13 protein-coding genes are annotated in these 13,772 nt (G+C 56.1%); 3 read left to right on the forward strand and 10 right to left on the reverse strand.

Annotated features, from left to right (window positions below; all coding sequences use genetic code 11):
• Window positions 1–122 precede the first annotated feature (122 nt).
• From hemG to pepQ, 4 genes are read right to left on the reverse strand one after another with little or no spacing between them, the layout of a single operon-like run.
• A complete protein-coding gene (hemG, locus tag FOV68_RS17205; RefSeq protein WP_143991262.1) occupies window positions 123–656 on the reverse strand; it encodes a menaquinone-dependent protoporphyrinogen IX dehydrogenase in 534 nt (177 codons plus the stop codon).
• Between the two features lie 17 nt (window positions 657–673).
• On the reverse strand, window positions 674–2,125 hold the full coding sequence (gene trkH / locus FOV68_RS17210; protein WP_010257200.1) for a Trk system potassium transporter TrkH: 1,452 nt from the start codon (window positions 2,123–2,125) through the stop codon (window positions 674–676).
• A 32-nt stretch (window positions 2,126–2,157) separates the two neighbouring features.
• On the reverse strand, window positions 2,158–2,775 hold the full coding sequence (locus FOV68_RS17215) for an IMPACT family protein (RefSeq protein ID WP_143991263.1): 618 nt from the start codon (window positions 2,773–2,775) through the stop codon (window positions 2,158–2,160).
• Window positions 2,775–4,106 carry a Xaa-Pro dipeptidase gene (pepQ, locus tag FOV68_RS17220; protein WP_143991264.1) on the reverse strand — a complete coding sequence of 444 codons (1,332 nt, stop codon included), beginning with the start codon at window positions 4,104–4,106 and terminating at the stop codon, window positions 2,775–2,777. Before pepQ ends, FOV68_RS17215 begins: the two co-directional genes overlap by 1 nt.
• Window positions 4,107–4,292: 186 nt before the next feature.
• Between pepQ and fadB the strand changes: the two genes are divergently transcribed.
• Both fadB and fadA read left to right on the forward strand, forming a co-directional pair.
• Window positions 4,293–6,476: a fatty acid oxidation complex subunit alpha FadB gene (gene fadB / locus FOV68_RS17225; RefSeq protein WP_143991265.1), complete on the forward strand. Its 2,184-nt coding sequence runs from the start codon at window positions 4,293–4,295 to the stop codon at window positions 6,474–6,476.
• Between the two features lie 10 nt (window positions 6,477–6,486).
• A complete protein-coding gene (gene fadA, locus FOV68_RS17230) occupies window positions 6,487–7,650 on the forward strand; it encodes an acetyl-CoA C-acyltransferase FadA (protein WP_031590260.1) in 1,164 nt (387 codons plus the stop codon).
• 81 nt (window positions 7,651–7,731) lie between these two features.
• Here the strand turns inward: fadA and fre are convergent, their stop codons facing one another.
• From fre to pepE, 3 genes are all read right to left on the reverse strand, one after another.
• On the reverse strand, window positions 7,732–8,433 hold the full coding sequence (fre, locus tag FOV68_RS17235; RefSeq protein WP_010257219.1) for an NAD(P)H-flavin reductase: 702 nt from the start codon (window positions 8,431–8,433) through the stop codon (window positions 7,732–7,734).
• 41 nt (window positions 8,434–8,474) lie between these two features.
• A complete protein-coding gene (gene ubiD, locus FOV68_RS17240; protein ID WP_010257222.1) occupies window positions 8,475–9,959 on the reverse strand; it encodes a 4-hydroxy-3-polyprenylbenzoate decarboxylase in 1,485 nt (494 codons plus the stop codon).
• Between the two features lie 80 nt (window positions 9,960–10,039).
• Complete coding sequence (gene pepE / locus FOV68_RS17245; protein WP_109652909.1) at window positions 10,040–10,765, reverse strand: dipeptidase PepE; 726 nt, start codon at window positions 10,763–10,765, stop codon at window positions 10,040–10,042.
• A gap of 206 nt (window positions 10,766–10,971) precedes the next feature.
• On the opposite strand from pepE, the gene rfaH reads away from it, so the two are divergent.
• Window positions 10,972–11,460, forward strand: a complete 489-nt coding sequence (gene rfaH, locus FOV68_RS17250; protein WP_010257230.1) for a transcription/translation regulatory transformer protein RfaH — start codon at window positions 10,972–10,974, stop codon at window positions 11,458–11,460.
• On the opposite strand, the gene tatD is transcribed toward rfaH, so the two are convergent.
• From tatD to tatB, 3 genes are all read right to left on the reverse strand, one after another.
• A complete protein-coding gene (tatD, locus tag FOV68_RS17255) occupies window positions 11,457–12,239 on the reverse strand; it encodes a 3'-5' ssDNA/RNA exonuclease TatD (protein ID WP_039390518.1) in 783 nt (260 codons plus the stop codon). The two genes, rfaH and tatD, sit on opposite strands and share 4 nt — an antisense overlap.
• Before the next feature lie 88 nt (window positions 12,240–12,327).
• A complete protein-coding gene (gene tatC, locus FOV68_RS17260) occupies window positions 12,328–13,086 on the reverse strand; it encodes a Sec-independent protein translocase subunit TatC (RefSeq protein WP_031590265.1) in 759 nt (252 codons plus the stop codon).
• On the reverse strand, window positions 13,086–13,769 hold the full coding sequence (tatB, locus tag FOV68_RS17265) for a Sec-independent protein translocase protein TatB (protein WP_143991266.1): 684 nt from the start codon (window positions 13,767–13,769) through the stop codon (window positions 13,086–13,088). Before tatB ends, tatC begins: the two co-directional genes overlap by 1 nt.
• Between the last annotated feature and the right edge of the window lie 3 nt (window positions 13,770–13,772).

Here is a 13,772-nt window from a genome sequence, read left to right on the forward strand (position 1 = left end):
CTTCCCGTTGCCGGTGTTCCGTGTCGATGGAGGCGCATTATAGGGAGTTTCCGCGGGCTGACAAGCGTTTATTACGAAAAGATTATCGTTCGCAGTAATTTTCATCAAATCGCGCTATTTCGCTACGATTTGCCTGGTAACTGTGCAAAATCATTGGCAAAAGTGCGTACCTGCTGCCAGTCCGTGTACTCCACTTCTTTCGTCGAATCTGTCTCACCACCGGTCATGCGCATAATCAACTGAATCATGACGCGATCGAACCAGCGATAGCGCGGATAATAGAGCGCGCCTGCAAACACGGCACAGCAATCAGGCTGCCACGGCGAGTGTGCCAGGAACTTCTGCGTATAGGCATTGGTTTCAGGAGAACGCTTCTCAGGTTTGCGCGCCGTCAGGTTCACCGAAAAGAAACCGCTGGTACGCTGCTGCAACTCATGAAGGTATTGTTTAACGAACTTATCGACGACCGGCTGAAAATGGCCATAGCGGATAGATGCGCCAATTAACACGCGATCATACTGTGCCCAGTCAGGCAGAGTGGCATCCTGAATGTTCAGCACATCACACTGCTGCTGCTGACGGATCACATCAGCAATAGAAGAGGCAATCTTCTTTGTTTGTCCGTCGCGAGTGGAATAGAGAATCAGCGCTTTCATGTCAGCATCCTTATTAATTATTCACGCCAGAAAGTAGGCGTGAACAGCACCAGCAAGGTGAATACCTCGAGACGCCCAAACAACATGGTGGAAATAAGAATCCATTTCGCCACGTCATTCATTGAAGTGAAGTTATCAGCTACGACTCCTAAGCCAGGGCCGAGGTTATTGAGCGTCGCGGCAACGGCAGCAAAAGCCGAGAAGTCATCAACACCGGTAGCGATGATCGCCAGCATGCTGATCAGGAACACCAGCGCATAAGCCGAGAAGAATCCCCATACGGCTTCAAGGATACGTTCCGGCAGCGCCCGGTTGCCCAGCTTAATGGTGTAGACCGCATTGGGGTGAACCAGACGCTTAAGCTCACGGTTACCCTGCTTGCATAACAGCAGTATGCGAATCACCTTCAGACCACCGCCGGTTGAACCGGCACAACCGCCGATAAAGGCGGAGCACAACAGCAGTACCGGCAGGAACAATGGCCAGCGTGCGATGCTGTCGGTCGTGAATCCCGCCGTCGTCGCCATTGAGACCACCTGGAAAAAGGCCTGGTTCAGCGTCTGCCAGCCACTTTCATAGACATTATGGAACCAGAGCACCAGAGTACAGATCAACACCAGTGTCAGCTGAACGCCAATAAACATGCGGAACTCAGGGTCGCGCCAGTACACGCGCAGATTGCGTCCGCTTAACATGGCAAAGTGCAGGCCGTAGTTACAGCCGGAGATCAGCAGAAACACCGCCACGATGGTATTGATAGTACCACTGTTAAAATAGCCGATACTGGCATCATGGGTTGAGAAGCCGCCAATGGCGATAGTCGAGAAACTGTGGCCAATAGCATCAAACGCTGGCATTCCCGCCAGCCACAATGCCAGCGCACAGGCTATCGTCAGCAGAACGTAGATCAGCCAGAGTGTTTTGGCCGTCTCGGCGATACGTGGTCGCATTTTATTATCTTTCAGCGGCCCCGGCATTTCAGCGCGATAGAGCTGCATGCCCCCGACGCCCAGAATCGGCAGTATCGCCACGGCTAATACGATGATCCCCATACCGCCCAGCCACTGCAGCATCTGCCGATAGAAGAGAATCGCCTTAGGCAACGAGTCCAGCCCCACCAGCGTGGTAGCACCCGTGGTCGTCAGGCCAGAGAAAGATTCAAAGAACGCATCCGTCACCGAAAGATGCGGCTGTTCGGCAAAGATAAAGGGCATCGCCCCTACGCTGCCCAGCACCGTCCAGAACAGGACCACAATCAGAAACCCTTCCCGCGGTTTGAGTTCGGTTTTCTTTTTGCGATTCGGCCACCACAGCAGCGAGCCGATCACCAGCGCCATCATAAAGGTCTGGCTAAACGCCCGCCCTGCGCCATCGCGATAAATTAAGGCGACCAGGCCGGGCAAAATCATCGTCACTGAAAAGAGGATCACCAGCAGACCGACTATGCGGGTAATGGCGCGAAAGTGCATTCAGCCGTTCCTTTAAATAAAAGAGATGAACATCATGGTGTGAGCGGGATCAGCGATAACGCGCCCCGACTAAAGTCTGACAGATTTTTTTTGAACCCGTCGATCTGTCCGTAAGGTACAGCCAGCGTCAACGCAATACGATCCTGAAACTGGCTGTCGGTCACCTTACCTTCAAAACGCTGTACCAGCCGTTCAATATCACTGAGCTGTGCATAGTCACATTGCAAAGTGAACAGCTTCATCGGCACTTTGCGCTGCCGTGGCAATTGCTTAAGCCCCTGCTGGACGCCACCACCATACGCTTTCACTAAGCCGCCGGTTCCCAGCATGATGCCACCGTAATAACGCACCACCACAGCGGTAATCTCGCCAATATCCGCGCCCATCAGTTGCGCCAGCATCGGTTTCCCTGCCGTACCCGAAGGTTCACCATCATCAGAGAAACCGAGTTGCTGAGAATCATTCGGTGCGCCCGCTACCCAGGCCCAGCAGTGATGCCGGGCAGTGGGATGCTCGCTTTTAACCTGCTGGACAAACGCGCGCGCCGCCTCTGTACCCTCGGTGTGCGCCAGTAGCGTAATGAAGCGACTCTTTTTGATTGTCTCCTCACTGCTGCTCACTGGCACAGCGGGAATATCAAAGGCCTCCATCAGGCCAGATGCAGATCGCGGGTCATGTTCTCAACGCGATGCGCATGGATCACCACGTTATCCTCAATACGAATCCCGCCATAAGGCCGAAGCGCATCAATGGCCTGCCAGTTAAAGTGCTGACTGAAACGGCCTTCACGCAGCGGCTTCAGTAACGAGTCAATAATATAGAAGCCCGGCTCAATGGTTAATACCATGCCCGGTTGCAGCACGCGGGTGCAGCGAAGATAAGGATATTGCGCTGGCGCGGCGAGATGGGTGCCCTGCTCATCCTGCATAAAACCGGCAACGTCATGGACCTGCAGACCCAGCGGATGCCCCAGGCCATGTGGCATAAACGGACCGGTCAGATCTTCAGCCACCAGCGCTTCTTCGCTGATTCCCTGAACCAGCTCAAACTTCAGCAACATCTTCGCAATACGCTGATGCATCTGAAGATGGTAATCGGTGTAGCGTACGCCCGGTTTCAGCGTGGCTATCAGAGCCAGCTCTTCAGTGTTCATCGCCTCAACCATTCTGGCATAGAGCGAACTGCTCTGCGCCGCATAGCTGCGGGTCAAATCAGCGGCATAGCCAAGATACTCGGCACCCGCATCAATCAAAAAGCTATGGCGTTTCGCCGGTGGCTGATGATCCAGCCGGGTGTAGTGCAGCACCGCAGCGTGCTCATTCAGCGCAATGATATTGCCGTAAGGTACATCGGTGTCGCGATGACCGGTAGCGGTCAGATACGCCTGATTGATATCGAACTCACTTAAGCCCGCCGAGAACGCCTCTTTCGCCGCGCGATGACCGGCAACCGCCAGCTTCTGCGCCTGGCGCAGACAGGCGAGTTCATAATCAGTTTTGATACTGCGATGGAAGTGCAGGAAGTCGATTACCGCTTTGGGATTAATATTGCCAGAGGCGATGCCGAGCTGAGATGCACGCGCGTTAACCGGGCCGATATAGGCAACGTTATCACGCTGTGCAGGCAGCAACTGCGCAATCTCATCCGCATTTTTCAGGCCGATAACGTCGACATCCCTGGTCCAGAAGCTATCCGGCAACGGTTCAACGTTATGCCAGTAATCCACCGGAGAGTAGAACCACAGTTTCGGTTTGTTTACCCCATCAATCCAGAGCCAGCAGTTGGGCACCTGCGTCACCGGCACCCAGGCCTTGAACTGCGGATTCACCTTAAACGGATAAGTGTGATCATCCAGAAACACCGTCAACAACTCACCGGAATGGATCAACATCGCATCCAGTTTATTGCGTGCCAGCACCTGCTGCGCCCGTTGTTGCAACGTGGCGATGTGCGCGTGATACAAGGTCTTCAGTGAATCCATTGACGTCTCTCCAGTGTCGCGAAATGGCCGCAGTTTAGCATACCCCTTGCGCAGATGCCGAAGTCGGCGCAGCTGTGACCTTGTTAGCAAATAAGCAAAGACCAGTTTGCAAAAAATTAACATCGCTCCCACACTCACGATCATCTGGTATGACCAGATCACCTTTCGCGGTTTCAGGAGACGCACATGCTCTACCAAGGCGCTAACCTTACTCTTCACTGGCTGGACGATGGCATCGCCGAGCTGGTTTTTGACGCTACGGGCTCGGTCAACAAGCTCGATACGCAAACTGTCGCCAGCCTGGGCGAGGCAATAGCTGTGCTGGAGCAGCAGCCAGAACTGCGCGGCCTGCTGCTGAGCTCCGCTAAGCCTGCATTTATTGTAGGGGCAGATATCACCGAGTTCCTTTCACTGTTTGATGCACCCACCGAAAAGCTGAGCCAGTGGCTGAGTTACGCCAACAGCATCTTCAATCGTCTGGAAGATTTGCCGGTACCGACTCTGGCCGCCATTGACGGCTATGCACTGGGCGGCGGATGTGAATGCGTACTGGCAACCGATCTGCGTATCGCTACTGCGGACGCCCGTATTGGCCTGCCGGAAACCAAACTTGGCATCATGCCGGGATTTGGCGGCAGCGTGCGATTGCCGCGCCTGCTGGGCGCCGACAGTGCGCTGGAAATTATTGCGGCGGGAAAAGATATCGATGGCAATGCCGCTCTTAAACTCGGTCTGGTCGATGCGGTGGTGTCTCGCGAGAAACTGCGTGAGGCGGGGATCATCATGCTTAAGGCCGCTGCCACTGATGGCAGCTGGCGCGCCCGCCGGGCCCCTAAGCTGGCTCCGCTAAAACTCAGCCCGATTGAAGCGGCCATGAGCTTCACTATCGCGAAAGCAATGGTGCTGCAAACCGCAGGCAAGCATTATCCCGCTCCGCTGATGGCGGTAAAAACCATTGAAGCTGCAGCCAGCCTTGGCCGCGATGACGCGCTGAAACTTGAAACCGCAGCGTTTGTGCCGCTGGCCCAGTCTGATGAAGCACGCGCGCTGGTCGGCATCTTCCTCAACGACCAGTATGTGAAAGGTCTGGCGAAAAAGCGCGGCAGCGAAAGCGGCGCACCCGCTCAGGCAGCGGTACTGGGCGCAGGCATCATGGGTGGCGGCATCAGCTACCAGTCTGCGTGGAAAGGCGTGCCGGTCAGAATGAAAGATATTAATCCACAGGCGTTAACGCTGGGGATGAACGAAGCCAGCAAGCTGCTCAATAAGCTGCTGGAACGCGGCAAAATCGACGGCAACAAACTCGCCAGTGTAATCGCCACTATCCAGCCCACGCTGGATTACGCCGGTTTTGAACAGGCCGATGTGGTGGTTGAAGCGGTGGTAGAGAATCCGCTGATCAAGGCCAAAGTGCTGGCGGAAACCGAACAGCATCTGCGTGAGGATGCGATTCTGGCCTCCAATACCTCGACCATTCCCATCAGCCAGCTGGCGCAGGCGCTGCAGCGTCCGGAAAACTTCTGCGGCATGCACTTCTTCAATCCGGTACCGCGTATGCCGCTGGTAGAGGTGGTTCGTGGCGAGAAAACCAGTGAAGCGACCCTGAGCAAAGTGGTGGCCTGGGCCAGCAAAATGGGCAAAACCCCGATCGTAGTGAATGACTGTCCGGGCTTCTTTGTTAACCGGGTGCTGTTCCCTTACTTCGCCGCTTTCAGCCTGCTGCTGCGCGACGGCGCCGATTTCCGTCAGATTGATAAAGTGATGGAAAAACAGTTTGGCTGGCCGATGGGCCCCTCATGGCTGCTGGATGTGGTCGGCATCGATACCGCGCACCACGCGCAAAGCGTCATGGCTGACGGTTTCCCGGATCGTATGAAGCATGACTATCGTGATGCGATCGATCTGCTGTTTGATGCCGGTCGTTTTGGCCAGAAAAATGGCAAAGGCTTCTGGCGCTGGGAAGAAGATAAAAAGGGCAAACTGACAAAAGTGGCTGATACCGAAGTGGATACGCTGCTGGAGCAGGTCTGCCAGCCTAAGCGGCTCTTTAGCGACGAAGAGATCCTGAATCGCATGATGCTGCCAATGCTGAATGAAGTAGTGCGCTGCCTGGAAGAGAAGATTATTGCCTCGCCAGCGGAAGCGGATATGGCGCTGGTCTATGGTCTCGGCTTCCCGCCTTTCCGTGGCGGCGCTTTCCGCTATCTCGATACCCTGGGCAACAGCAACGTGGTGGATCAGGCCCGGCGTTATAGCGCACTCGGAGGCTTATATGCCCTGCCTGCGCTGCTGGTGCAGAAAGCCCATCAGCATGAAAGCTGGTATCCCGCCGCCAAACCGATTGATGAAGCCGCGCTGAAAAGCGCCTGAGGGCAAAAAGATGGAAAATGTGGTGATTATTGATGCGGTGCGCACGCCAATGGGACGTTCAAAAGGCGGCGCCTTTCGTCACGTGCGCGCTGAAGATCTCTCTGCGCACCTGATGCGCGAACTCCTGAGCCGCAACCCGGCGGTGAACCCGACATCACTGGATGATATCGTCTGGGGCTGCGTACAGCAGACGCTGGAGCAGGGATTTAATATCGCGCGTAACGCCGCGCTGCTGGCCGAAATCCCGCACTCAGTGCCGGCCACCACCGTCAACCGACTGTGTGGCTCTTCAATGCAGGCGCTGCATGATGCGGCCCGCGCCATTATGGTCGGTGATGCGCAATGTTGTCTGATCGGTGGCGTGGAGCATATGGGGCACGTGCCGATGAATCACGGCGTCGACTTTCATCCCGGTCTGGGCCGTACCGTGGCAAAAGCAGCAGGCATGATGGGCTTAACAGCTGAAATGCTGGCGCGGATGCATCATATCAGCCGTGAGCAGCAGGATGCATTTGCCCTGCGTTCGCACCAGCGGGCCTGGCAGGCCACCCAGCGCGGGGACTTTGCAACAGAGATTGTCGCCACCTATGGTCACGACAGCGATGGCATTCTTAAACGCTATGACTTCGATGAGGTGATTCGCGAGGAGACCAGCGCCGAAGGACTGGCGGCACTCAAACCCGCCTTCGATCCGGTTAACGGCACCGTCACAGCGGGCACATCGTCGGCGTTGTCAGATGGCGCGGCCGCCATGCTGGTCATGAGTGAATCACGCGCCCGTGAACTGGGGCTGACAGCGCGCGCGCGCATCCGCAGCATGGCGGTGGTGGGCTGTGATCCTTCGATCATGGGCTATGGACCGGTACCGGCCAGCAAACTGGCATTAAAACGGGCGGGACTGAGCGTCAGTGATATCGATGTGTTTGAGCTGAACGAAGCCTTTGCCGCGCAGACGCTGCCCTGTATCAAGGACTTAGGTTTGCTGGAACGGATGGATGATAAGGTCAATCTGAATGGCGGCGCGATTGCGTTAGGCCATCCGCTGGGCTGCTCCGGCGCACGCATCAGCACGACGTTGCTGAATATTATGGAACGACGCGATGCCCGTTTTGGCCTCGCCACCATGTGTATCGGACTGGGTCAGGGCATTGCGACCGTATTCGAGCGTCTGTAATACGTTGAGTCTTACTTTGTCAGATTTACCCGCCAGTAAACCGGCGGGTTTTTTCTGTCTGCTACAGGCTGCTACAGGGGATCAGATAAAGGCAAACGCATCGCCGTACATCTGTGACTCCACTGCGCCACGCTCGGCACAGAAACGATCGCGCGCAATCTTCGCCATCTCAAAACGTCCGGCGATGTAGATCTCATGCTCGCTCAGCGTACTGAAGTCCTGCATCACTGCCGTCAGCACCGTGCCTGAGCGGCCCTGCCAGCCCGCTTCAGGTTGCTCGACAACCGGGATCACCTTCAGGTTCGGATGCTTCACCGCCAGCGCATCCAGCTCTTCCAGATCGTACAGATGCTTGAGTTCACGTCCGCCCCAGTAAATGGCGATATCGCGCTCTGGCTGTTCCGCCAGTGCAGTGAGCAGAATCGAACGGGCATAGGAGAAACCGGTGCCGCCTGCAATCAGAATCAGCGGCTTGCTGCTCTCTTCACGCAGCCAGGCATCGCCGTGCGGCATATCAACCGTAATCTGGCGATCGTTACGGATGCGATCCATGACGGCCATGGCATAGAGGTTCAGATCGGACGCGCCGATATGCAGCTCAATGATATCTTTTTCCATCGGCGTTGAGGCCAGTGAGAACGGACGCTTGTCACGCTCGTCCATCACCACCATCAGATACTGTCCCGCGCGAAAACTGAATTCCGCTTCAGGGATCAGGCGAACGCGATAGACCGTGTCGGTAATCGCCTCAACCGAAGTTACTTTACAGCTTAACGTTGTCATGCGTTCCCTCTGTCGGGTCGTCTTTATGGTTGTGCTCGCCATCAACGCTGTGGCGGCTGATCAAAAATACCTAGCTCATCCCAGATAGCATCAATGCGCGCGGTGACCGCAGGATCTTTGACGATAGGTGTACCCCATTCGCGCTGCGTTTCACCTGGCCACTTATTGGTCGCATCCATCCCCATCTTCGATCCCAGCCCGGAAACGGGCGAAGCGAAATCGAGATAATCGATTGGGGTATTTTCCACTAATACCGTATCGCGGGCCGGATCCATACGCGTGGTGATCGCCCAGATCACGTCGTTCCAGTCACGCGCATTAACGTCATCGTCACACACAATAACAAATTTGGTGTACATGAACTGCCGCAGAAACGACCAGACGCCAAACATGACACGTTTGGCATGCCCCGCGTACTGCTTTTTAATCGTCACGACCGCCAGCCGGTATGAACACCCTTCTGGCGGCAGATAGAAGTCCACGATCTCCGGGAACTGCTTCACCAGAATCGGCACCAGTACTTCATTCAGCGCCACGCCCAGCACCGCAGGTTCATCCGGCGGACGGCCGGTGTAGGTGGAGTGATAGATAGGCTTATGGCGCTGCGTAATATGCGTAACGGTAAACACCGGGAAGCTATCTACTTCATTGTAGTAGCCGGTGTGGTCGCCGTAAGGTCCTTCCGGCGCCATATCGCCCGCTTCGATATACCCTTCCAGCACGATTTCCGCGCTGGCGGGAACTTCGAGATCGTTCGAGAGGCATTTCACTACTTCAGTTTTATTGCCGCGCAGCAACCCGGCGAACGCATATTCTGACAGCGTATCAGGCACCGGCGTTACAGCTCCAAGGATAGTGGCGGGATCGGCACCCAGCGCCACCGAGACCGGAAAACGCTCACCCGGATGCGCTTTCGTCCACTCCAGATAGTCGAGCGCGCCGCCACGGTGCGACAGCCAGCGCATAATCAGACGATTTTTGCCGATCACCTGCTGCCGGTAGATCCCGAGATTCTGCCGCTCTTTGTGCGGGCCGCGCGTCACGGTCAGCCCCCAGGTAATCAGCGGTGCCGCATCGCCCGGCCAGCACTTCATCACCGGAATGCGCGTCAGATCGACTTCATCGCCGCTGAACACCTCTTCCTGACAGGGTGCATTGCGCAGGCGTTTGGTCGGCATGTTCAGGACCTGCTTAAACTGCGGCATCTTATCGAACAGATCGCGGAAGCCTTTTGGCGGCTCCGGCTCTTTCAGGAAGGCCAGCAGCTTCCCCACTTCACGTAGTGCGCTGACCTCTTCCTGGCCCATGCCCATTGCCACACGCTTTGGTGTGCCGAACAGATTGCACAGCACCGGCATGTCGTACCCTTTCGGGTTTTCAAACAGCAGAGCCGGGCCACCGGCACGCAGGGTGCGGTCGGCGATTTCGGTCATTTCCAGTTCAGGATCGATCGACTGGGTAATGCGCTTTAGCTCACCGCGCTGTTCGAGCAGCGCGAGAAAGTCTCTTAAATCGTGATATTTCATGCGGCTTTAGCTTTCCGGCCAGAGTGAATCGGCCATTATAGGTCTGATTAAGCGGTTATGCTGAGGTTTATATGGCAGCGTCATACGCACTGAAAGGGAACCAGCGGTTGTAACGCGCGGGCATCGTGATACCCCTGAATCGGCTCGCCGTGGCGAAACAGTTTAAAATCTTCGTTTCGCACGCTGTGATAGCGCAGCTGATTGTCGTGAACGTGCAGAAAACTGCCTTCACGCAGTGCAATCACCGACTCGGTCGGATTAACTGCACAGAACTCTGCCAGCCGTTCGTCACGGGTTTCGCCCATATGACCGCTGACGCTGGCATCCAGATAGTGGGGATTAATCTGCACCGGAAAGAGTCCCAGCGCAGGCAGCACCACGCTGCTGCGCACCGGCATATCATTCGTGGTACGGATTGAGGGCGTCGCCACGTTGCAGCCTGCGCTCCAGCCGACATAAGGTACCTGCCGCTCCCGCACCGCGCGCTGAATCGCCCCGATCAGACCCTGCTCATGCAGCATCTGATTCAGGAACCAGGTGTTACCGCCGCTGACTAAAACCAGCTCTGCCTGCGCAATCGCTTCAGCCGGTGAGGCGAATGCCTGAACCCGCTCAACCTGAATACCCAGAGAGGCACTAAGTTCGGCGGCGCGTTGCTGCTGATCGCCACGAATAATCGCGTAGGGGATTAATACCGCCGAGCGAATAGCGCGTCGGGCGATCATGGCGTGCAGCTGCGGCTGCGCATAGCCCAGCAGCGGCGCATCATCGGCCAGCTTGCCGTTGCTCAACAGAAAGAGTTCCATCAGAGGATCCTTTTGCAGATGTGATGGTCATTGAGTCTGATACAGAGCAATAGCAGACGTCAATTTTCAGTCACCTTTTCTGCTGCCATCGGGCATCTTAAGAAAAGTCTCAGTTTATTTTCTTTGCGGGACGCTTTACCCTGCCCCTGCGCTATAACTCTGGCAGCAGGTTTGCTATTCTTAGCGTCCATTCAATGGGAGCAGTTATGGAATCCTGGTACTTACTCTATTGCAAACGTGGACAGCTACTGCGCGCGAAGGAGCATCTGGAGCGGCAGGAAGTGCATTGCCTCAGCCCGATGATCGCTCTGGAAAAGATCGTGCGCGGTAAACGCACCACCGTGAGTGAGCCACTGTTCCCGAATTATCTGTTTATCGAGTTTGATCCGGAAGCCATTCACACCACGACGATCAGCAGTACCCGTGGTGTCAGTCACTTTGTGCGCTTTGGCACGACGCCCGCGACCGTGCCTTCAGCCGTGATCGAAGCGCTGGAAACGGACGTTCCGCAAATCCTGCTTGACCCTGAAACGCCGCAAAGCGGCGATGAAGTGGTCATCACCGACGGGACGTTTGAAGGGCTGCGCGCCATCTTTGCCGAGCCGGATGGCGAAACACGCTCGATTCTGTTGCTTAATTTGCTGAACAAGCAGGTGATGCGCAGCGTCGACAACAAGCAGTTCCGCAAGATTTAAGCCAGTCTGAATAACGTCCGTGCATTATGGTCGATGCGGGTCGCCAGTTCCTCAGCACTCTCACCACGCCATGTCGCCACCTGATGCACAATATGCGGTAAAAAGCAGGGTTCATTACGGCGCGAAGTCGGGCGCGGACGCATGTCTCGCGGCAGCAGATATGGGGCATCCGTTTCCAGCAGCAGGCGATCGGCCGGAATCAGTGGCAGCAGCTCGCGCAACTCCAGACCACGGCGCTCATCGCATACCCAGCCCGTAATTCCTACCGATAATCCCATGCCCAGACAGGCTTCCAGTTCGTCACGCGTGCCGGTAAAGCAGTGGATCACCGCGCCAGGCAATTTTGGCAGCCAGGGCGCCAGCACTGCGGCGAAACGCGCATGGGCTTCGCGGCAGTGCAGAAAGACCGGCATATTGAGTTCCGCCGCCAGAGCCAGCTGCGCATCAAACGCATACTCCTGCTGCTCATGAGCCGACAGGTTGCGATTGAAATCGAGTCCGCACTCACCGATGGCAACCACTTCCGGTTTTTCAGCCAGGCGACGCAGGGTGCTGGCAATTTCCGTTGACCATTCGCTGGCATGATGAGGATGGACGCCCGCGGTAGACCAACAGAAGCCCGGTTGATCCTCAGCCAGTCGCTGAGCCTGCTGGCTCTCCAGCGCGTTAGTGCCGGTAATAAGCATGCCGGTGACGCCCGCATCACGCGCGCGTTTAACCACCTTTTGCCGATCGGAGGCGAATTGCGTGCTGGTCAGGTTTACACCGATATCAAACATAATTTTTCCCACAGTTTATAAACAAAAACCGCCCATCGGGGCGGTTTGGATTGATCGCTTCCCGCCAGTGCGGGTAAAGCTGTCCGCATCAGGAGTCGGTATTCTCGTCTTCATCCTGTAACCGGCGGCCTTTACCCACATAGTAACGGGAAAAGAATACGCCGACTTCAAACAGGCAGTACATCGGAATAGCGAGCAAAGTTTGGGAAAAAACATCCGGCGGTGTGAGCAACATCCCGACCACGAAGGCGCCCACCAGAATATAGGGACGTTTCTTCTTCAACTCTTCCGGGCTGGTGATCCCGGTCCAGCACAGCAACACAATCGCCACCGGCACTTCAAACGCCACGCCAAATGCCATAAACAGCGTCATGACAAAATCGAGATACTTAGAGATATCCGTTGCTACGGTCACGCCGATCGGCGCTGTCTTGGTGAAAAAACCAAATGCCAGCGGGAAGACCACAAAATAGGCAAAGGCCACGCCAAAGTAGAACAGGAAGGTGCTGGAAAACAGCAGCGGCATAACCAGCCTGCGCTCATGCCGGTAAAGCGCCGGGGCAACAAATGCCCAGACCTGATAGAGGATCACCGGCACCGCAAGAAACACCGACACAATAATGGTCAGCTTAATCGGGGTGAAAAACGGTGAGGCCACATCGGTCGCGATCATGCTGGAGCCCACCGGCATCTGGCTGATTAGCGGTGCCGCGACCAGCTGGTAGATGTCGTTGGCGAAATAAACCAGCACCAGGAAAATCGCTAATACGGCGATGATGCAGTTCAGTAGTCGCTTACGCAGCTCAATCAGATGACTGATGAGCGGTTGGGTATCTTCAACGGCCATTATCGTTCATCACTTGCAGAAGAGGGGGTAGCGGAATGACGCGCAGGATCTGCCGGCCTGGCAACGTCGCCAGCGGGTACCTGTGCCGGTGCGCTGGCCACAGCGGTTGGTGCGGCAGAGGATTGCACCGCCGGACCTGATGAAACCGCTGGAGAAGCCGGTGCCGGAGCAGTGGCGACGGCAGAAGGTGCAGCAGAGGATTGCGCCGCCGGACCTGAGTCTGAAACCGCAGACGGCGTCTGTGCCGGGGCACTGGCCTGGTGTTCTGCAGTAGCCGGTGTCGCCGAAGGCTCAGACGCAGCAGGCTCAGAGACCGGATGAGGCGCGGGCCTGTGCTGAGCCGAATGGATGGTGTTTGCCTCGTCTTCCTCTTTTTCAATGTCGATGCTCTGGCTGACCGAGCGTTTCATTGAATCCGCAGTTTTACGCAGCTCTTCCATTGACTCTTTCAGCTCAGGTGAGAGCGTGCCACGGCCCGCTTCTTCCACCTTTTTCAGGCTATCCTGCAACTCCTGCAGCTTGAGCTCCTGCGCCAGTTCATGTTGTACATTGGCTGCCAGCGAACGAATCGCCCTGATCCAGCCGACCACGGTTTTCACCGCAACCGGTAAACGTTGCGGGCCGAGTACAATCAGCCCGATCACGAACACCAATACCAGTTCACTAAAACCAATATCAAACACGGT

It is taken from the genome of Pantoea sp. paga (genome assembly GCF_007558755.1).
GTDB lineage: Bacteria > Pseudomonadota > Gammaproteobacteria > Enterobacterales > Enterobacteriaceae > Pantoea > Pantoea agglomerans.

Coding starts and splice junctions, on each gene's coding strand:
- pepQ (WP_143991264.1), bottom strand. CDS start 4,106: ATGGATTCACTGAAGACCTTGTATCACGCGCACATCGCCACGTTGCAA.
- rfaH (WP_010257230.1), top strand. CDS start 10,972: ATGGAATCCTGGTACTTACTCTATTGCAAACGTGGACAGCTACTGCGC.
- fre (WP_010257219.1), bottom strand. CDS start 8,433: ATGACAACGTTAAGCTGTAAAGTAACTTCGGTTGAGGCGATTACCGAC.
- hemG (WP_143991262.1), bottom strand. CDS start 656: ATGAAAGCGCTGATTCTCTATTCCACTCGCGACGGACAAACAAAGAAG.
- ubiD (WP_010257222.1), bottom strand. CDS start 9,959: ATGAAATATCACGATTTAAGAGACTTTCTCGCGCTGCTCGAACAGCGC.
- fadA (WP_031590260.1), top strand. CDS start 6,487: ATGGAAAATGTGGTGATTATTGATGCGGTGCGCACGCCAATGGGACGT.
- fadB (WP_143991265.1), top strand. CDS start 4,293: ATGCTCTACCAAGGCGCTAACCTTACTCTTCACTGGCTGGACGATGGC.
- tatC (WP_031590265.1), bottom strand. CDS start 13,086: ATGGCCGTTGAAGATACCCAACCGCTCATCAGTCATCTGATTGAGCTG.
- pepE (WP_109652909.1), bottom strand. CDS start 10,765: ATGGAACTCTTTCTGTTGAGCAACGGCAAGCTGGCCGATGATGCGCCG.
- FOV68_RS17215 (WP_143991263.1), bottom strand. CDS start 2,775: ATGGAGGCCTTTGATATTCCCGCTGTGCCAGTGAGCAGCAGTGAGGAG.
- trkH (WP_010257200.1), bottom strand. CDS start 2,125: ATGCACTTTCGCGCCATTACCCGCATAGTCGGTCTGCTGGTGATCCTC.
- tatD (WP_039390518.1), bottom strand. CDS start 12,239: ATGTTTGATATCGGTGTAAACCTGACCAGCACGCAATTCGCCTCCGAT.